This is a genomic window from Geodermatophilus sp. URMC 64, from assembly GCF_053502555.1.
On sequence record NZ_CP199955.1, the window covers coordinates 2,633,491 to 2,650,888 of the forward strand.

The window sequence follows — 17,398 nt, forward strand, 5'->3', positions numbered from 1 at the left end:
CGATGAAAGCCTTCGTCCTCAACCGGCACGGTCGCCCGGTCTTTCCCTCGAGCGTCATGCCGCAGCTGGACTTCTCGACGATGGAGTCCCTCGAGCAACTCGACACCGTCATCCGCCGCGACTTCGAGACCAAGGCCCCGAGCGGCACCGACATCCTGGACAAGGTCCGCACCGACGCCTACGACAGCCGGTACGCCCTGATACGGGACCTCGCGCTCAACCTGTTCTGGGCCAACCGCTTCTCGATCACCATGTACGACAAGCGGCCGACCCGGTGGGCGGACGTGCCCCGCAACCGCACCGACGTGTTCCTGCCGGTCCTCGAACCGTGGGAGGACGGCGAGACGAAGGTGGCCGCCGTCGAGTCGGCCTACCCGGCGCTGCCACCGAAGTGGGACGCGGAGGTCGAGGACCGCATCTTCGGCGTCCTGTTCGACGTCTTCGCCAACCGCAAGCACCACGCGACGACGCTGCCGGCGGTCAAGCCGACGGTCGCGGAGTTCCTCGAGCAACCGGGCAACCTCACGTTCCGGCTGCCGCGCTACGACCCGGACTACCCGGTCTACGACTACGACGACATCCTCGACTGCTGCGAGGAGGTGCCCGAGCTCGAGGCGCTGCACCGCTGGGCGATGATCCTGCACAACCAGTACCCGTGGGACCGCGCGGCCGTGGAGCTGGCCCGGGCGGACGAGCTGTCGGACGACGACTACGTGGTCGCCTTCCACCCGCGGGACGTGCACGTCCGGGACTTCCTCCGCCGGCTCTCCGCCGGGGCCACGACCCGGCCGGCGCCGGTCGCGCGGGAGTCGCGGCAGCCCGTCCGGCCCTTCCCGGCGGTGGACGTGCGCCGGTCGTTCACCGTGATGCCGAAGTTGGAGTGCCTGGTCGCGGTGCACGGCGACCAGGTCTGCACCAACGACGACGTCGTCCGCAACTCCGCCTACAGCTGGTCGCCGATGAGCGCCGACGAGATCCGGGAGAAGACCGGCGTCGAGGAGCGGCGCTACACGTCGCTGAGCCTGGAGGAGCTGGCGCTGCAGGCCGCCGAGGCGGCCCTGGACAAGGCGAAGCGGGGGCCGGAGGAGATCGGCGCCGTCCTGGTGTGCACCTGCACCAGCTCGCGGCTGATCCCGTCGCTGGCCACCTACCTCTGCGGCCAGCTCGGCATCTACCAGACGCACGCCGCCTACGACATCGTCGCCGCCTGCGCCGGCATGCCCTACGGCCTGGCCGAGGCGATCCGCATCCTGCAGGAGGTGGAGCGGCCGGTCCTGGTGGTCTGCGCCGAGAAGTTCTCGGACAAGATCGGCAACGTCCGGCCGTCGCGGATGCTGTTCGCCGACGGGGCCGCCGCCATGGTGGTGGGCCCGGCCGCCGAGGGGGAGGCGCCCGACGTCGACTTCCTGCAGACCTACGCCAGCGGCCCGGCCAGCGAGGTGAACTCGATCATCTGGCCCAACCCCGAGTTCGACAACAACATCACGGTGTTCGGCCCGCAGGTGAAGGCGCTGGCCGGCCGCTACCTCGCCCAGATGATCGAGGAGATCGGCGCCCTGCCCGACCCGGACGGCAGGGCCGCGTCGCTGCTGGACAGCGTCGACCTGATCGTCCCGCACCAGGCCAACAAGACGATGGTGCTGCAGCTCGCCGAGCGGGCCGGGCTCGGCGCCGACCGGCTGTACTTCAACATCCAGACCACCGGCAACGCGTCGTCGGCGAGCATCCCGCTGGCCATCCACGACGCGGTCCGGGACGGCGTCATCACCGAGCCCGTCCGCGTCTTCGCGCCCGGGTTCGGCGCCGGGGCCGTGGCCGGGTACGCCGTGATGCGGGTCGATCCCGCGGTGGTGGAGGTCCAGGGCGCGCAGGCGCGGAACGTGGTCGCCGAGGAGCCGGTGTTCGCGGAGCCGGCCGAGCACGGGCCCGCGTCGGAGGAGGTCCGGGAGGCGTTCGCCTGAGCGTCCGTGCGGTCCGCGCCGCGGACGGGACCCGGTTGTCGGCCTGGTGCAACGACGGCGACGGGGCACCGGTGCTGCTGTGCAACGGCCTCGGTGCCCCGCGGGAGGCGTGGCCGGGCGTCGTCGCGCCGCGCAGCGGCTTCCGTGTGGCGACCTGGGCGCACCGCGGGCTCAGCGGCTCGGAGCGGCCGACGGACCCGGCGCGGATCCGCGTCGAGGACCACGCCGACGACGCCCGCGCGGTGCTCGACGCGTTCGACATGCCCGCGGCGACGCTGATCGGCTGGTCGCTGGGGGTCAACATCGCCTTCGAGCTGACCCTGGAGGACCCGGCCCGCGTGCTCGGCGTGCTCGCCGTGGCCGGGGTCCCCGGGGGCTCGTTCTCGTCGCTGTTCGCCCCGTACGGCGTGCCGCGGCGGCTGCGCGCGCCCATGGGCCGGTGGAGCAGCCGGCTGCTGCCGGTGATGGGGCCGCTGCTGCCGCCGATCGCCGCGAGCCTGCCTCCGTTGACCGACCTGCTCTCGCCCGGCGCGCTGCGCGGGCCGGCGCACGAGGCGGCCCACCCGGGGATGCTGGGCGCGGTGCTGCGCGAGTTCTCCCGCCACGACTGGGCCTGGTACCGCCGGCTCGCGCTGGCCGTCGCCGAGCACGCGCCGCTCGACCTCGCGCCCGTGCGCTGCCCGGTCACCTTCGTCGCCGGTCGCTACGACTCGCTGGTGGACGTCGCCGACGTCCGTGCCGCGTGGCGGACCGTGCCCGGGGCGCAGCTGCACGTGCTGCCCGGGACGCACTTCCTCCCGCTGCAGTACCCCCGGGTGATGGTGACGGAGCTGCGGGCACTGACCGGGGCTACGCGCGGGTGACGGTGAGCTCCACGGCGCCGTCGTTGTTGCCGTAGAAGCCGAAGGCGTCGTTGGGATAGCCGTGCAGGTAGCCGCTGCGGCGGGTCTCCTCCGTGGTGCCCTCGCCCACGAAGGCCTTCTCGTCGGGGTGGGTGACGGCGCCGGTGGCGTCGGTCTGCTCGTTCCCGACGAGCGCGACCAAGGACAGCCACGGGTGCGCGGGCTCGCGGCGGGCGCCGACGAGGCCGGCCTCCGGGTTGTGCAGCAGCCCCCGCAACAGGCCCTGCGCGGCACCGATGAGGCCGCTGGCCACGCTGCCGAACCGGTGCCGGCCCCCGGTCTCCCCGGCGGGGCCGCAGGCGTCGCCCGCGCTGGACCAGCGGCCGTCCGCGGCGAAGCGGTAGCTGCCGGGCTCCAGGTACAGCCCGGTCGCCGTCCACGACCGGTCGGCCGGCACGGTCACCGTGGCCGTGTCGCCGGCGGCCGACAGCGTGCGGGTGCGGCGGTAGCCGGTCGCCCGCTGCCGCTCGTAGGCCGACCCGTCGACGTCGGGATCGGGCCGGCCGGCGTCGATCCGCGGGACCGCCCGGGGACGCGGCTGCATCGTCACCTCGAGCACCGCGCCGGCCGCCCCGTGCCACTCGCCGTGCAGCGCGCCCCCGGCGTCGGGCCGGAAGCCGGCGATCCGGCTGCGGTCGAACGTCAGGCCGATCGCGGCCGTCGCCTCGCGCATCATCCAGTCGAGGGCCCCGTCGGACAGCCCGGTGTCGGCGTGCCCGCCGCCCACGTCGGAGTGGTCGCCCGGGAACCACACCTGGCGGACGTCCTGGTCCGGCGGGATGTCGCGCCACAGCGTCGGCCGGAACGGGCCGCGCATCTCGTCGAGGGAGACGGCGTGCCGGCCGTGCGCGATGTGCGGGTCGAGGACGACGTCGAGGAACTGGTAGCGCTCGCGCGAGCCGCCGATGTCGGGGATGCCGACGTAGGCGGGGATGCCCAGGGCGCCGACGGTGTCCCAGACGCCGACGAGGTCCACCGGGATGCCCGGGTCGCCGGCGCGGTAGGCGAAGCGCAGGCCGGCGTCCCAGTCCGGGTCGTCCGGTCCGGTCTTCAGCGCGCGGTAGTGCGCGTACGCCCGGTCGACCGCGTCGTCGACCTGCTCGGCGGTGAGGCCGCTCCCGTCGACCAGCCCGACCCGGCCGATCATCCCGGCCAGGCTGCGCGCGGTGTACGCGCCGCGGCTGAACCCGAACACCGCGATGCGGTCGCCGGCCCGGAAGTGCTCGACCAGCCACCGGTAGCCACCCGTGATCGCCTCGTCCAGCCCCGCCCCGGTCAGGCCGCCCCGCAGCCGCTCGAGCAGGTCCGGGGAGACCCCGACGCCCTTGACGTAGAGGGGGTCGGGGTCTCCGGGGTCCGGCACGATCGCGCGGTGCAGCCGGGCCACGTTGCTGTCCTGCGCCACGTCCTGCCACGTGCCGTCGCAGCAGACCGACAGCCTCCTGGCCACGCGCCCGGGCCGCTCAGGCCGGCCGGCGGTCGCGGACGTAGGAGCCGGGGGCCGGCTCCAGCGGCGGGTGGCCGGCGCTGCCGAGGTCCGTCGGTGCGGCCACCTCGTCCCCGGTGTGCTCGTGCAGCCAGTCGGCCCACGGCTCCCACCAGCTGCCCGTGTGCCGCTCGGCCGAGGCGCGCCACGCCTGCGCGTCCCCGACCGGCTCGCCGCCGGTCCAGTAGTGGGCCTTCGGGTTGCCCGGCGGGTTCACCAGGCTCTGGATGTGGCCGCTGTAGCTCAGGACGAAGGTGCTCGGGCCGGAGAGCAGCTGCGTCGTCCGGTAGCAGCCGTCCCACGGGGTGAGGTGGTCGGTGAGGGCGCCGGTGACGAAGGTGGGCACGGTGATCCGGCTGAGGTGGACCGGCGTCCCGAGGACCTTCAGCGCCCCGGCCTTGACCAGCGCGTTGTCGCCGAAGATCTCCAGGAACTGCTCGTGCAGCCGGGCGGGCAGGTTCGTCCCGTCGGCGTTCCAGGCGAGGATGTCGAACGCCGGCGGGTCCTCGCCCATCAGCCACTCGCTGACCAGGTAGTTGAAGATCAGGTCGTCCGGGCGCATCCAGGTGAACACCGCCCCCATCTCGCGGGCGCTGATCACGCCCTTGCGGGTGGAGTTGCGGCGGGCCATCTCCAGCAGCCGGGGGCCGGAGAAGGCGCCCAGCGGCGCGCGGCTGGAGAAGTCGAGCAGGGTGACCGCGTAGCTGGCGGCGGACACGCGGTCGTCCGCGGTGGCCGCGAGGTGGTTCAGCGCCGTCGTCATGACCTGGCCGCCGGCGCACAGGCCCATCGTCACGACGTCGGGGGAGCCGGTGACCTCCCGGGCCACGTCGACCGCGTCGAGCACGCCCTGGGCGTAGGTGTCCAGGTCCCAGTCGGCCTGCTCCTTGGTCGGGTTGCGCCAGCTGATCATGAAGACCTGCAGGCCCCGGCTGACCGCGTACTCGACCATGCTGCGGCCCGGCCGCAGGTCCAGGAAGTAGAACCGGCCGATCGGCGGCGGCACGATCACCACCGGGCGCTGCCGGACCCGCGGGGTGGACGGCGCGTACTGGATCACCTCGATGACGTCCGTGCGGGCGACGACGGCGCCGGGGGAGATGCCGAGGTCCTCGCCGACGGTGAAGGCGCTGCGGTCGACCTGCCGGGGCAGCCCGCCGTTGCGCACCAGGTCGTGCAGCATGTGGCCCGCGCCGCGCAGCACGCTGCGGCCGGCGGTGTCCCAGGCACGCTTGAGGGCGGCCGGGTTGCCGAGCAGGGTGTTGGTCGGCGCGACCGCGCTGGTCCACGCGTTGAACAGGAACTTCGCCTGCTCGACCTCGCGCCAGTCCGCCCCGCTGGCCTCGTAGTCGGCGACCAGGCGGTCCAGGGCGCCGGTCACGGCGACGTAGGACTGCGCGAGGCGCTTGTAGCCGGGGTGCACCGACCACGCCGGGTCGGCGAACCGGCGGTCCCTGGGCGACGGCGCCAGCTCGTCGGTGCCCCGCAGGATGCGCATGGAGTCCTTGCCGAGCCGCGCCGCCTCCCGGGCCAGCGGTCCCGGCCGGGCCAGCGTGGCCAGCGCGCCGCGGACCATGCCGCGGGGCGTGGGCAGGCCGACGGGTTCCGCGCCCTCGACCGAGGACAGCGCCTCGTTCTCGGTCTGCGGTGCCGGATCGGGTGCGCCCTCCACGGAGCGGAGCCGGCGGGGGCGCGGAGTCTCGGTGGCGGTCATCCTCGACCTTCCTGTGACACGGATCACACAGTGTCGGAACCGTAGCGCACCCGGCCGACGACCTCGGCGAGGCGCGCGTCCGTGACGGGCCCGTGACGGCCGCCGGGGATCCTGCCCCCGTCCGAGAGGGGGACGACATGGCCGATTCGATTGCTCCGTGGCCGCTGGTCCGGCAGGGCGCGCGGGAGCACCCGGTGCGGACGCTGCAGCACCTGCTGCGGGCACGCGGGAAGACCGTGGCGGTCGACGGCATCTTCGGCCCGAAGACCGATGCCGCCGTGCGCGCGTTCCAGGACGAGAAGAACCTCACGGTCGACGGCATCGTGGGCCCGCGGACCTGGTCGGCGCTGATCATCACGGTGCGCAGGGGCAGCGAGGGCGATGCGGTGCGCGGCGTCCAGGAGGAGTTCCAGTTCCGCAACGAGTCCGGGGACCCGAGCAAGGGCCTGCAGATCGACGGCATCTTCGGCCCGAAGACCGAGCAGGCCGTCCGCGGCTTCCAGCAGGCGCTGTCCACCGACTACCCCGAGGTGACCGTCGACGGCATCGTCGGCCCGGTCACGTGGCGGGCGCTGGTCAGCGGGATGCTCTCCTTCTGACCGAGCAGGTCAATCCAGGTCGTCGGGCCCCGGGCCCGTGCCACCCGAGTCGCGCAGCGGCGAGGCGTCGGGCAGGTCGTCGTCCGGGGGCTCGGCCGCCACCGGCCCCTCGGCGTAGAGGGTGTCCGGGTCCCGGGGGTCGATCTCGCGCCCCGGCTCCCGGTCCGCGGGGCCGGTCATGCGCCGTCCCGGTCGCGCCGGACGACCGGGCGACGGCCCTTGATCGTGGCCTGCCGCAGCGCCGTGATCACCGAGCCCGCCGCGGCCTCCGGGACCTCCACGACGGAGAACCGCTGGGCGATCTCGATGGCCCCGATGTCGCGGCCCTGGAGCCCCGCCTCGCCGGTGATCGCGCCCACCAGGTCGGCCGGGCGGACGCCGGCGCTGCGGCCGAGGCCGACGAACAGCCGGGTCACGCCGGCGGCGGGCGCGCGGCCGCCGCCCCGGTCGTCGCGCCGTCCGCGCCGGTCGTCGCGGCCGCCGTCGCCCCGCCGCGGGCCGCTGCGATCGGGCCGCAGCGTCACGTCGGGGATGTCCTCGTCGTCGTCGCTGCCGCCACCGGCCTCGTGGGCCAGTTTGACCGCGGCGAGGGCGACCTCCACGACGTCGAACTCGTCGGTGAGCGTGTCGACGACGGCCCGGAAGTGCTCGAGGTCGTCCTCGAGCAGGCTCTCGCGCAGCGCGGCGCGGGTCAGCTCCAGCCGACGGGCGCGCAGGTCGGCCACCGTGGGCAGCTTCTCCACCGCGATCGGCGCCTTGGTGACCTGCTCGATCGTCTTGAGCATCCGGTGGCCGCGCGGCTCGACCAGCGTGATGGCGACGCCCTCCCGGCCGGCCCGGCCGACCCGGCCGATGCGGTGCACGTAGGTCTCCGGGGCGGAGGGGACGTCGTAGTTGACGACGTGGGTCAGCTGGTCGATGTCCAGCCCGCGGGCGGCGACGTCGGTGGCCACGAGCAGCTCCGCCGTCCCGGCCCGCAACCGGCCCATGACGCGGTCGCGCTGCTCCTGGCTCATCCCGCCGTGCAGCGGCTCGGCGCGGTAGCCGCGGCCGTTGAGGGTCTCGGTGAGGGTGTCCACCTCGTCGCGCGTCCGGCAGAACACGATGGCCGCGGTGGGCGACTCGACGTCGAGGACCCGCCCGAGGGCGGCCGGCTTGCTGGCCCGGGGGACGACGTAGGCGGTCTGCCGCACCCGCGGCGCCTCGCCGGTGGCCGCCCGCTCCCGCGCCACCTCGATGCGGACCGGGTCCCGCAGGTACCGGCGGGCCAGCGCGTCGAGGCGGCGCGGCAGGGTCGCCGAGAACAGCACGGTCTGCCGCTCCTCCGGCGTCTCGTCCAGGATCGCCTCGAGGTCCTCGGCGAAGCCCATGTCCAGCATCTCGTCGGCCTCGTCGAGGACGACGGTGGCGATCGAGCCCAGCCGCAGCGTGCCGCGCCGGACGTGGTCCAGCGCCCGCCCCGGCGTGGCGACGACGACGTCGACGCCGGCGTCGAGGGCGCGCAGCTGCCGGCCGATCGGCTGGCCGCCGTAGACCGGCACGACCCGCGCGCCGAGCTCCTTGCCGTAGCGGTAGAGCGCCTCGGAGACCTGGATCGCCAGCTCGCGGGTCGGGACCAGGACCAGGGCGCCCGGCTCGGGGTCGCGGCGGCCGGCGGGCAGCCGCTGCAGCAGCGGCAGCGCGTAGGCCGCGGTCTTGCCGGTGCCGGTGGCTGCCTGCCCCTGCAGGTCCTCGCCCTCGATCAGCGGCGGGACCGCCTCGCGCTGGATCGGGGTGGGTTCCTCGTAGCCGAGGCCGGCCAGCGCGGTCAGCAGCTCGGGCCGCAGCCCGAGGTCGGCGAACGTGCCGCCGCTCTCGTCGTCCTGCTCGGCGCCGGTCATGGCCCCATCCTTCCCACCCCGGGCAGCGACCGACTCGCCGGGTGGCCGCCCGGAGGCCGACGTTAGGGTGGGCGCGCCATGCAGAGCAGACCGACGGGACAGGCGCTCCCGGCACTGGGCCTGCCCGCGCGGGCGGTCAGTTCGCTGGCCGCCGCCGGGGTCACCACGGTCGAGGACCTGGCCGGGCTCACCCGGCGGGAGCTCGCCGGCATCAAGGGCCTCGGGCCGGGCATGATCGCCGCCATCCGGCGGGTCGTCCCCGAGCCGGGGACGCCGCACCCGATCGAGGACGAGGCGCCCGCCGCGCCGCCCATCCCGTCCTTCGCCTCGCTGCGCGAGCCCCGCCGGCGGAGCGCGGTCGACCTGCTGGTCCCCGGAGCGCCGCCGGTCGCGGCCGAGCCGTCGCCGCCGTCCCCGCCGTCCCCGGCGCCGCGGCCCGCCGAGTACGCCGACCTGCTGCGCCTGGCGGTGCGCCTCGTGCGGTGGTCGGTCCGCGAGCCGGTGCGCTGCCTGGGGCGGTTGCTCGGCCGCTAGCACCGGGATGTCGGCCGCGTCGGCGACACTGCGGGGGTGAACCGGGTCGTCCTGCTGCGCCGCGGCGAGGGCGCCGTGGAGGCCCGTGAGTGCACCGACGACGGGACGCCGGCCGGGGAGACGCGGCTGGCCGCGGGCGAGCTCGCCGGGTTCGTCCGGGATCGGGAGCGCACACCGGTCCGGTGGGTGTGGGACGACACCACGCGCTGGTACCCGCCGCTGCTCGGGGCCGGCGTCCGCGTCGAGCGCTGCACCGACCTGCGGCTGACCCACGCGGTCCTCCGTCGCTCGCCGTTCGTCGACCAGGCCGTGCTCACCGGCGAGGACACGGCGGGCTGGGACGCGCTGGCGCCGGTCACCGCCCCCGAGCCCGGCCTCTTCCCGCTCGAGGACCCGGCCGACCGGCTCGACCCGCTCGCCGAGCTCGACCGCCAGCAGGCGGCGCTGGCCGCGTCGGGCGAGCGGGGCCGCCTGGGCCTGCTGCTCGCGGCGGAGTCCTCCGGCGCCCTGGTCGCCGCCGAGATGACCCACGCCGGGCTGCCGTGGCGGGCCGACGTGCACGAGCGCCTGCTCACCGACCTGCTGGGCGCCCGGCCGCCGGCCGGTGCGCGGCCGCCGGTGCTGGAGGGCCTGGCGACGGAGGTCCGCGCCGCCCTGCGGGTGCCCGACCTGAACCCGGACTCGCCCGGGGAGCTGCTGCGCGCGCTGCAGTCCGCGGGGCTGCCGGTGCGCGACACCCGCTCGTGGACGCTCGAGCAGCTCGACCACCCCGCCGTCCCCGCGCTGCTGGAGTACAAGAAGCTGGCGCGGCTGCTGCAGGCCAACGGCTGGAGCTGGCTGGAGACCTGGGTGCGCGACGGCCGGTTCCGCTCGTACTTCGTGCCGGGCGGCGTGGTGACCGGGCGGTGGGCGTCCAACGGCGGGGGAGCGCTGTCGGTGCCGATCCAGGTGCGCCCGGCGGCGATCGCGGACGACGGCTGGCGGTTCGTGGTCGCGGACGTCGCCCAGCTGGAGCCGCGGGTGCTCGCCGGTATGAGCGCGGATGCGGCGCTGGCCGAGGCAGCGCGCTCCACCGACCTGTACGAGGGCATGGTGGCCGCCGGCGCCGTCGCCTCGCGCGCGGAGGCGAAGCTCGGCGTGCTGGGGGCCATGTACGGCGGCACCCGGGGCGAGAGCGGCCGGATGATGCCGCGGCTGGCCCGCCGGTACCCGCGGGCGATCGGGCTGGTGGAGGAGGCCGCCCGGGCGGGGGAGCGCGGCGCGGTGGTGCACACCCTGCTCGGCCGGGGGTCGCCGGCGCCGACCGGTGGGTGGGCCGAGCGCGCCGTCGAGCTCGGGGAACCGCCCGACGAGGGCGGCTCCCGGGAGGAGCGGGACCGCTCCCGCCGCGCGTGGGGGCGGTTCACCCGCAACTTCGTCGTCCAGGGGACGGCGGCGGAGTGGGCCCTGTGCTGGCTGGCCGACCTGCGCAACCGGCTGTGGCGGCTCGGCGGCGCCGGCCGGGTCGAGGAGCGGCCGCACCTGGTGTTCTTCCTGCACGACGAGGTCGTCGTCCACACGCCCGAGCACCTGGCGCCGGACGTCGTCGACGCGGTCCGCGGCGCCGCGGCGACGGCCGGCCGGCTGCTGTTCGGCGACTTCCCGGTCGACTTCCCGCTCGACGTCGCCGTCGTCGCGTCGTGGGCCGACGCCGGCTGACCCCGGATCGGCAGGCCGTAGCACGCTTCCGCCGTCAAGGCGGTAAGCCGCGACGTGCATCACCCGACGAATCGACGGCCCCTGATTGTCACGACTGCATAACGGCTCTACGGTGAAGAGGTCCGGTCGGTCATCACGTCCCCACCCGGGGAGTCCGAGCGGACGCCGCCGAGTCGCCCACCGTTCGGCCACGAGCAACGGGCGAGCCGGGGACCCACCGCAGTACTGGGGTGAATCCTGCCCGTGGTCGCTCTGCGTCCACCGGCGGTAGGGCTGCTTCCCGCCCGAACCCGTCAGCTAACTCGGTAGGCGGCTGACGGAAGAAACGGAGAGCCGCCCCGATGGTGCGCGCTTGCCCTGCTGCCCGACCCCGCACGGCCCGGTACCGCCGGATCCGGGTGCGCCCGCGGATCTGATCGTCGGCGGCCCCCCTTGACGCCGCCCGCGCAGGCCCACCACCCCGAGCACCCTCGCTCGACCGGCTGACCAGCCGCTTCCTGGTGCGCCCGCGCCGCCCTGCCCGCATCCCCTCGCAGTGCGCCCCTGCGCCGCTGCGCCCGTACCTCTCGGAGCACCCCTCCCCATGGACACCCGCACCACCACCTCCGGCCGGGCCCGCCGCGCGCGCCGGCTCCCGCCCGCCGCCGTCCGCCGTCCCGGGCTGTACCTGGGCGTCGCCACGGCCGGCGCGCTCATGGTCAACGTCCTGTTCGGCGCCGACCCGGCCGCCCAGGCCGAGGCCGGGACGTCGGAGTCGGTCAGCGTCGCCCAGGAACTCGGCCTGAGCGCCCAGTCGGGCGCGGTCGCCCCCGCCGAGGACCTGCAGCCGCTCGAGGACCTCGCCGCCAGCCGCAGCACCCGCGAGGCCGAGCAGACCGCCGCGCAGCAGGCGCAGGCGGCCGCCGACCAGGCCGAGCTCGACCGGCAGAAGGCCGAGGCCGAGGCCAAGGCCCGCGCCGAGGCGGAGGCCAAGGCCAAGGCCGCCGCCGAGGCCCAGGCCCAGGCCCGGGCCGCCGCTGCCCCGGCCATCGCCCCGGAGCCGGCCCAGGAGGTCGCCGGGACCGCGGTCACCGCGACCGCGCACATCTCCAACACCGCGGGCAGCGTGAAGCCGCAGGTGCAGGCCGCGGCGAACGCGGTCGTCTCCAACGTGCCCGGCGCCGGCGACATCACCCTCGGCGGCACCCGGCCCAGCGCGACCGACCCGCACGGGCACCCGTCCGGTCTGGCGCTGGACTACATGGTGCTGTCCGACACCGCCCTCGGGAACGCGATCGTCCAGTACCACATCGACCACTGGGACGAGCTGGGCGTGGAGTACCTCATCTACCGGCAGCGGATCCTGCAGTCGCCGGGCGGCTCCTGGGAGGGCATGTCCGACCGGGGGAGCGCCACGGCCAACCACATGGACCACGTCCACGTGAACTACCGCTAGGACGGGTCAGCCCCCGTACGGCCGCGTGATGATCTCCAGCATGTGGCCGTTCGGGTCCTTCCAGTACACGCCCCGGCCGCCGTCGTTGGTGTTGATCTCGCCCGGGTGCCGCTCGAACGGATCGGCCCAGTGGTCCAGGCCGCGGGCCCGGATCCGCCCGAAGATCTCGTCGAACTCCTCCTCGGAGACCAGGAACGCGTAGTGCCGCGGCTGGGCGACCTCGTCGTCCTGGAAGTCGAGCGAGACGCCGTTGTCGAGCTCGACGACCGCGAACGGGCCGAAGTCGGTCGGCGGCTTGCGGCCCAGCAGGTCGGCGAGGAAGGCGGCCGACTCGTGCCGGTCGCGGGCGGCGACGATGGTGTGGTTGAGCTGGACGGGCATCTGCGGCTCCCTCCGACGGCCGTGCGACGGCGAGCAGCCAAGCACGTCCGGGGCCGTTCCGGGAGCGGTCGGCTCAGCGGACGGCGGCGGCCACCTTCGCCGCCGCCTCGGACACCGCGGACCCGACCTTCGCGACGTCGGCGTTCTCGTCCACGAACACGACCGCCAGCGCGGCGCGGGCCCCGCCGTCGGGGCCGAGCACCGGGGCGGCGACGGAGCGCAGCCCGGCGATCACCTCGCCGTGGGAGCTCGCCCAGCCGACCCGCCGGGCCTCCCGCAGCGCCTCCCGGTCGTCCGGGGACGGCGGCTCGGGCATCAGCAGCGCGAGACCGGGGGCGCCGCGGCCCACCGGGTGCCGGGTGCCGGGCCGGTAGACGACGTGCGCCGCGGTGTCCTGCGGCTCCACGCTCGCGACGGTCACCGCCTCGTCGCCGGAGCGGATGACGAGGAAGGCGGTCATGCCCAGGTCGGCGACCAGGGCGTTGAGCCGGGGGAGCGCCGCGGCCTGCAGGTCGGTCCGCACGCCCCGGCCGAGCGCGGCGATGCCGAGGCCGAGCCAGTAGTGCCCGGCGGGGTCCCGCTCGACGAGCTGGTGGTCCTCCAGCGTCCGCAGCAGCCGGTAGGCGATCGAGCGGTGCAGACCGACGGAGGAGGCGATCTCCACGATCGGCTGCGGCGCGCTCACGCTCGCGAGGTGCTCGAGGATCCGCAGGCCGCGGTCGAGCGTCTGGGACTGCGGTGCGCTCTCGGTCATCGCGCCGCCTCGATCCGGCCGGTGACCTCACCGAACGCGAGGCGTGCTCCGTCCCTGCCGGGAGCGGTGGCGGTGATCGTGACGACGTCGCCGTCCTCGAGGAAGGTGTGCGTCGAGCCGTCGGACAGCGTCACCGGCTCCTGCCCGCCCCAGGACAGCTCGATGAACGAGCCGCGCTGGTCCTTCGCCGGGCCGCTGACGGTGCCGGAGGCGAACAGGTCGCCGGTGCGCAGGCTGGCGCCGTTGACGGTCATGTGCGCCAGTTGCTGGGCCGGCGTCCAGTACATCCCGGCGAACGGCGGGCAGCTGACCAGCTCGCCGTTGAGCCGCACCTCGAGGGTGATGTCCAGGCCCCACGGCTCGGTGTCGGCGTCGTCGAGGTAGGGCAGCAGCGGCACGTCGCGGGCCGGCGGGCGCACCCGCGCCGCCTCCAGCGCGGCCAGCGGTACCACCCACGGCGAGACCGAGGTGAGGAACGATTTGCCGAGGAACGGCCCCAGGGGCACGTACTCCCAGGCCTGCAGGTCCCGCGCCGACCAGTCGTTGACCAGGCAGACGCCGAAGACGTGCTCGGCGACGTCCCCGAGCGGCACCGGGGTGCCCAGCGCGGACGGCGTGCCGACGACGAAGCCGACCTCGGCCTCGATGTCCAGCCGCTGCGACGGCCCGAAGGTGGGCGCGTCGTCGGTCGGTGCCTTGCGCTGCCCGGAGGGCCGGACGACGGGGGTCCCGGAGACGGCGACCGTGCCGGCGCGGCCGTGGTAGCCGATCGGCAGGTGCTTCCAGTTCGGGGTCAGCGCCGCCGAGTCCGGGCGGAACATCCGGCCGAGGTTCTCCGCGTGGTGCTGGGAGCTGTAGAAGTCGACGTAGTCGGCGACCTCGACCGGCAGGTGCAGCGTGACCTCGGCGCGCGGCAGCAGGTGCGGCTCGATCACGCGCCGGTGCGAGGGGTCGGTCAGCCACGCGGTGACCTGCGCGCGCAGGTCCCGCCAGGCCCGCGGGCCGAGCGCCAGGAACTCGTTGAGCGACCCGGTGCGGTGCACCGGGTCCTCGGTCACGCCGGCCAGGTCCAGGACGAGGTCGCCGACCGCGATGCCGGTGCGCCGCGGGCCGCCCCGACTGGAGAAGATCCCGTAGGGCAGGTTGGCGAGGCCGAAGCCGGTGTCGGCCGGCAGGTCCAGCCAGGTCACGTGTTCGGCCCCCGGCCGGACCAGGTCCAGGCGTACTTCCCGTCGTCGGCGGCGGTGCCGGCCTCCCCGAGGTCCAGCGGGCGGAAGGTGTCGACCATGACGGCGAGCTCGTCGAAGAACTCCACCCCGAGCGCGCCCTCGACCGCGCCGGGCTGCGGGCCGTGGGAGTGCCCGCCCGGGTGCAGCGAGATCGAGCCCTTGCCGATACCCGAGCCCTTGCGCGCCTCGTAGTCGCCGTCGACGTAGAACATGACCTCGTCGGAGTCGACGTTGGAGTGGTAGTAGGGCACCGGCACCGCCAGCGGGTGGTAGTCGACCTTGCGGGGCACGAAGTTGCAGATCACGAAGTTGTGGCCCTCGAAGACCTGGTGCACCGGCGGCGGCTGGTGCACCCGGCCGGTGATCGGCTCGAAGTCGGCGATGTTGAACGCGTAGGGGTAGAGGCAGCCGTCCCAGCCGACGACGTCGAACGGGTGCTCCGGCACGACGTGCACGGTGCCGGCCAGCCCGCCGGGGCCGGGGCCGCGGTGCTTGACGTAGACCTCGACGTCGCCGCCCTCGCCGAGCAGCGGCTCGGCCGGCGCCCGCAGGTCGCGCTCGCAGTACGGCGCGTGCTCGAGGAACTGCCCGTAGCGGGACAGGTAGCGCTTGGGCGGGGCGATGTGGGAGTTGGCCTCGATCGCGTAGGTGCGCAGCGGCTCGTCCCCGGTCGGGATCCAGCGGTGCGTGGTGGTGCGCGGCAGGATCACGTAGTCGCCCTGCCCCACCGTCAGCGCGCCGAACGTCGTCTCGACGGTGGCGCTGCCGCGCTCGACGTAGACGCACTCGTCCCCGGTCGCGTTGCGGTAGTACGGCGAGGTCGCCGAGGAGACCGCGTAGGAGATGCGCACGTCGCCGTTGCCCAGCACCAGCCGGCGCCCGGTCACCGCGTCGGTGGCCTTGTGCTCCTCGCCGGGGAACAGGTCGTGCAGCTTCAGGTGCCGGGGCACCAGCGGCGCGTTCGGCGTCAGGGACTGGTCGGGCAGCTCCCACGGCCGGGCGTCGACGATCGCCGACGGCACCCCGGAGTGGTAGAGCAGCGAGGAGTCCGAGGAGAAGCCCTCCTCGCCGACCAGCTCCTCGGAGTAGAGCTTGCCGTCGGGACGGCGGAACTGGGTGTGCCGCTTCGGCGGGACCTCGCCCGCCTGCCGGTAGAACGCCATGGAAGTGCCTCCTTCAGGAAACCGGGACTTGCGGCCCCCGTGCAGGGTCCCGCCGCGAGCTCGCGAGGGGCGGGGGGCACGGGGGTCCTTCGTGGGCGAGCAGCCGGGACACCGCGGGGGCGACGTCGGCGGAGCGGGTGAGCACGGCGGCCACGTGGGCGTCGGGCCGCAGCACCCAGATCTCGTCGGCGCGGGCGCCGAGGGCCTCGCGCAGCACGGGGGTCGGGTCGAGGTCGCGGATGCGGTGCACGGCGACCGGCACATCCGCCGGCAGCGCCTGGGGGAGCGCCGCGTCGTCCCCGACCAGCACGGTGATGCCCTCGCGGGCGAGCTGGCGCAGCCGGACGACGTCCGGCCGGCCGGGCACGGTGACCGGGCAGTCGGGGACGAGCACGCCCGGCGCGGGCACGGGGACGTCGCCGCGGGCCGGCCGGCCGGGGAACGGGCGCCGCTCGTCGGGGGTGGTGAGCGGGGAGTCGACGTACCAGAACGGCTCCGCGAGCCGGCCGGAGTTCACCTCCGCCCGGGCCGCGGGGTCGGTCGCGGCACGCTGCAGGACGTCGCGGCGATGGCGGGCCTCCTCCTCGGTGCCCGGGACGAGGAAGCGCATGGTCGCGGTGGTGACCTCGATGTTCTCCAGTGCCGCGGCGTGCCGCTCGTCGTGGTAGCTCTCCAGCAGCGACTCCGGCGCCCAGCCGCGCAGCACGAACGCGATCTTCCAGGCGGCGTTCTCCGCGTCGAGCACGCCGGAGTTCAGCCCGCGCGCGCCGAACGGCGCGACCAGGTGCGCGGCGTCGCCGGCGACCAGCACCCGGCCGACCCGCATCCGGTCGACCACCCGCGAGTGGAACCGGTAGACCGACTTCCACACGATCTCGTAGTCGCGCTCGCCGATCACCTGGCGGATCCGCCGGTCCAGGGAACCAGAAGCCTCCTCGGCCGCGAGGTCGAAGTCCGGCGGCACCTGCCAGTCGATCCGGAACGTGGAGTCCGGGCACGGGTGGATGAGCACCTGCCGGCCGGGGTTCCACTCGGGGTCGAAGTAGAACCGCCGCTCGGTCTCCCACCCCGGCAGGTCGGTGCGGATGTCGCAGATGAGGAAGTAGTCCTCGAACGACTCACCGGGGAAGGTCAGCCCCAGCATCGACCGGATGTCGTCGCTGCGCGGGCCGGGGCAGGCGACGGCGTACGAGCCGCGGACGGTGGCCCCGTTCGCGCAGATGACCGTGACCCCGGTCCCGTCCTGCTCGATGCCCGTGACCCGGTGCCCCCACCGGACGTCGATCCGGGGCTCGGCGGCGATCCGCTCGTCGAGCAGCGCCTCGGTCTCGCACTGCGAGATGTTCACGAACGGCGGGAACGGCGAGCGGCCGCGGTCGGCGAAGGTGAAGCTGAACAGCTCGGCGTCGCGGTGGAAGGTGCGCGCGGTTGTCCAGGTGACGCCGCGGCGGGCGATCTCGGTGCCGACGCCGACGGTGTCCCACACGTCGAGCACGTCGCGCTGCTGGCAGATCGCCTTGCTGCCGATCAGGTCGCGCTCGGGGCGGCCGTCGAGGACGACGACGTCGAGCCCCCACCGCGCCAGGAGCAGGGCGGTCGTCTGCCCGACCGGGCCGCAGCCGAGGACGAGAACCGGGTCGCTGGTGGGCGCCGTGGTCATCG

General features: G+C 74.9%; 15 protein-coding genes and 1 riboswitch. Of the genes, 6 read left to right on the plus strand and 9 right to left on the minus strand.

The features are described 5' to 3' along the window. Positions 1–2 precede the first annotated feature (2 nt). Both ACWIYF_RS12915 and ACWIYF_RS12920 read left to right on the plus strand, forming a co-directional pair. Entirely contained in the window at positions 3–1,961 is a 1,959-nt protein-coding gene (locus tag ACWIYF_RS12915; RefSeq protein ID WP_448628536.1) for a 3-oxoacyl-ACP synthase III family protein, read from the plus strand. 71 nt (positions 1,962–2,032) lie between these two features. After that, positions 2,033–2,824 (plus strand): alpha/beta fold hydrolase, encoded by a 792-nt coding sequence (locus tag ACWIYF_RS12920; RefSeq protein WP_448628537.1) that lies wholly within the window; start codon positions 2,033–2,035, stop codon positions 2,822–2,824. Here ACWIYF_RS12920 and ACWIYF_RS12925 read toward each other — a convergent pair. After that, positions 2,811–4,313, minus strand: coding sequence for a DUF2235 domain-containing protein (locus tag ACWIYF_RS12925; protein ID WP_448628538.1), 1,503 nt, complete (start codon positions 4,311–4,313; stop codon positions 2,811–2,813). The two genes, ACWIYF_RS12920 and ACWIYF_RS12925, sit on opposite strands and share 14 nt — an antisense overlap. A gap of 13 nt (positions 4,314–4,326) precedes the next feature. Next, a complete protein-coding gene (locus ACWIYF_RS12930) occupies positions 4,327–6,063 on the minus strand; it encodes a PHA/PHB synthase family protein (RefSeq protein ID WP_448628539.1) in 1,737 nt (578 codons plus the stop codon). Between the two features lie 137 nt (positions 6,064–6,200). Here ACWIYF_RS12930 and ACWIYF_RS12935 point away from each other — a divergent pair, with 137 nt between their 5' ends. Further along, positions 6,201–6,662, plus strand: coding sequence for a peptidoglycan-binding domain-containing protein (locus tag ACWIYF_RS12935; RefSeq protein ID WP_448628540.1), 462 nt, complete (start codon positions 6,201–6,203; stop codon positions 6,660–6,662). Positions 6,663–6,671: 9 nt separating this feature from the next. On the opposite strand, the gene ACWIYF_RS12940 is transcribed toward ACWIYF_RS12935, so the two are convergent. Continuing rightward, positions 6,672–6,842 (minus strand): hypothetical protein, encoded by a 171-nt coding sequence (locus ACWIYF_RS12940; protein ID WP_448628541.1) that lies wholly within the window; start codon positions 6,840–6,842, stop codon positions 6,672–6,674. Next, positions 6,839–8,542: a DEAD/DEAH box helicase gene (locus ACWIYF_RS12945; RefSeq protein WP_448628542.1), complete on the minus strand. Its 1,704-nt coding sequence runs from the start codon at positions 8,540–8,542 to the stop codon at positions 6,839–6,841. Before ACWIYF_RS12945 ends, ACWIYF_RS12940 begins: the two co-directional genes overlap by 4 nt. Positions 8,543–8,620: 78 nt before the next feature. On the opposite strand from ACWIYF_RS12945, the gene ACWIYF_RS12950 reads away from it, so the two are divergent. The 3 genes from ACWIYF_RS12950 (at position 8,621) to ACWIYF_RS12960 (ending at position 12,209) form a co-directional block, all read left to right on the plus strand. Next, a complete protein-coding gene (locus ACWIYF_RS12950) occupies positions 8,621–9,076 on the plus strand; it encodes a DNA-directed RNA polymerase subunit alpha C-terminal domain-containing protein (RefSeq protein WP_448628543.1) in 456 nt (151 codons plus the stop codon). 36 nt (positions 9,077–9,112) lie between these two features. Continuing rightward, positions 9,113–10,774 (plus strand): bifunctional 3'-5' exonuclease/DNA polymerase, encoded by a 1,662-nt coding sequence (locus ACWIYF_RS12955; protein ID WP_448628544.1) that lies wholly within the window; start codon positions 9,113–9,115, stop codon positions 10,772–10,774. Between the two features lie 156 nt (positions 10,775–10,930). Then, positions 10,931–11,101: riboswitch (cyclic di-AMP (ydaO/yuaA leader) on the plus strand. Positions 11,102–11,357: 256 nt separating this feature from the next. Next, positions 11,358–12,209: a hypothetical protein gene (locus ACWIYF_RS12960; protein WP_448628545.1), complete on the plus strand. Its 852-nt coding sequence runs from the start codon at positions 11,358–11,360 to the stop codon at positions 12,207–12,209. Positions 12,210–12,215: 6 nt separating this feature from the next. Here ACWIYF_RS12960 and ACWIYF_RS12965 read toward each other — a convergent pair whose 3' ends face one another. The 5 genes from ACWIYF_RS12965 to ACWIYF_RS12985 form a co-directional block, all read right to left on the minus strand. Next, complete coding sequence (locus ACWIYF_RS12965) at positions 12,216–12,590, minus strand: VOC family protein (RefSeq protein ID WP_448628546.1); 375 nt, start codon at positions 12,588–12,590, stop codon at positions 12,216–12,218. Between the two features lie 73 nt (positions 12,591–12,663). After that, positions 12,664–13,344, minus strand: coding sequence for an IclR family transcriptional regulator (locus tag ACWIYF_RS12970; RefSeq protein ID WP_448628547.1), 681 nt, complete (start codon positions 13,342–13,344; stop codon positions 12,664–12,666). Further along, positions 13,341–14,534 carry a fumarylacetoacetase gene (fahA, locus tag ACWIYF_RS12975; RefSeq protein ID WP_448628548.1) on the minus strand — a complete coding sequence of 398 codons (1,194 nt, stop codon included), beginning with the start codon at positions 14,532–14,534 and terminating at the stop codon, positions 13,341–13,343. The genes ACWIYF_RS12970 and fahA overlap by 4 nt, the downstream gene beginning before the upstream one ends. Further along, positions 14,531–15,736 carry a cupin domain-containing protein gene (locus ACWIYF_RS12980; protein WP_448628549.1) on the minus strand — a complete coding sequence of 402 codons (1,206 nt, stop codon included), beginning with the start codon at positions 15,734–15,736 and terminating at the stop codon, positions 14,531–14,533. Before ACWIYF_RS12980 ends, fahA begins: the two co-directional genes overlap by 4 nt. Before the next feature lie 13 nt (positions 15,737–15,749). Further along, entirely contained in the window at positions 15,750–17,396 is a 1,647-nt protein-coding gene (locus ACWIYF_RS12985; protein ID WP_448628550.1) for an FAD-dependent monooxygenase, read from the minus strand. Between the last annotated feature and the right edge of the window lie 2 nt (positions 17,397–17,398).

Excerpts from the sequence above, each read along its gene's own strand:
- ACWIYF_RS12950 (WP_448628543.1), top strand. The coding sequence starts at position 8,621 with ATGCAGAGCAGACCGACGGGACAGGCGCTCCCGGCACTGGGCCTGCCC.
- ACWIYF_RS12930 (WP_448628539.1), bottom strand. The coding sequence starts at position 6,063 with ATGACCGCCACCGAGACTCCGCGCCCCCGCCGGCTCCGCTCCGTGGAG.
- ACWIYF_RS12945 (WP_448628542.1), bottom strand. The coding sequence starts at position 8,542 with ATGACCGGCGCCGAGCAGGACGACGAGAGCGGCGGCACGTTCGCCGAC.
- ACWIYF_RS12980 (WP_448628549.1), bottom strand. The coding sequence starts at position 15,736 with ATGGCGTTCTACCGGCAGGCGGGCGAGGTCCCGCCGAAGCGGCACACC.
- ACWIYF_RS12985 (WP_448628550.1), bottom strand. The coding sequence starts at position 17,396 with ATGACCACGGCGCCCACCAGCGACCCGGTTCTCGTCCTCGGCTGCGGC.
- ACWIYF_RS12965 (WP_448628546.1), bottom strand. The coding sequence starts at position 12,590 with ATGCCCGTCCAGCTCAACCACACCATCGTCGCCGCCCGCGACCGGCAC.
- ACWIYF_RS12960 (WP_448628545.1), top strand. The coding sequence starts at position 11,358 with ATGGACACCCGCACCACCACCTCCGGCCGGGCCCGCCGCGCGCGCCGG.
- ACWIYF_RS12915 (WP_448628536.1), top strand. The coding sequence starts at position 3 with ATGAAAGCCTTCGTCCTCAACCGGCACGGTCGCCCGGTCTTTCCCTCG.
- ACWIYF_RS12935 (WP_448628540.1), top strand. The coding sequence starts at position 6,201 with ATGGCCGATTCGATTGCTCCGTGGCCGCTGGTCCGGCAGGGCGCGCGG.
- ACWIYF_RS12940 (WP_448628541.1), bottom strand. The coding sequence starts at position 6,842 with ATGACCGGCCCCGCGGACCGGGAGCCGGGGCGCGAGATCGACCCCCGG.
- ACWIYF_RS12970 (WP_448628547.1), bottom strand. The coding sequence starts at position 13,344 with ATGACCGAGAGCGCACCGCAGTCCCAGACGCTCGACCGCGGCCTGCGG.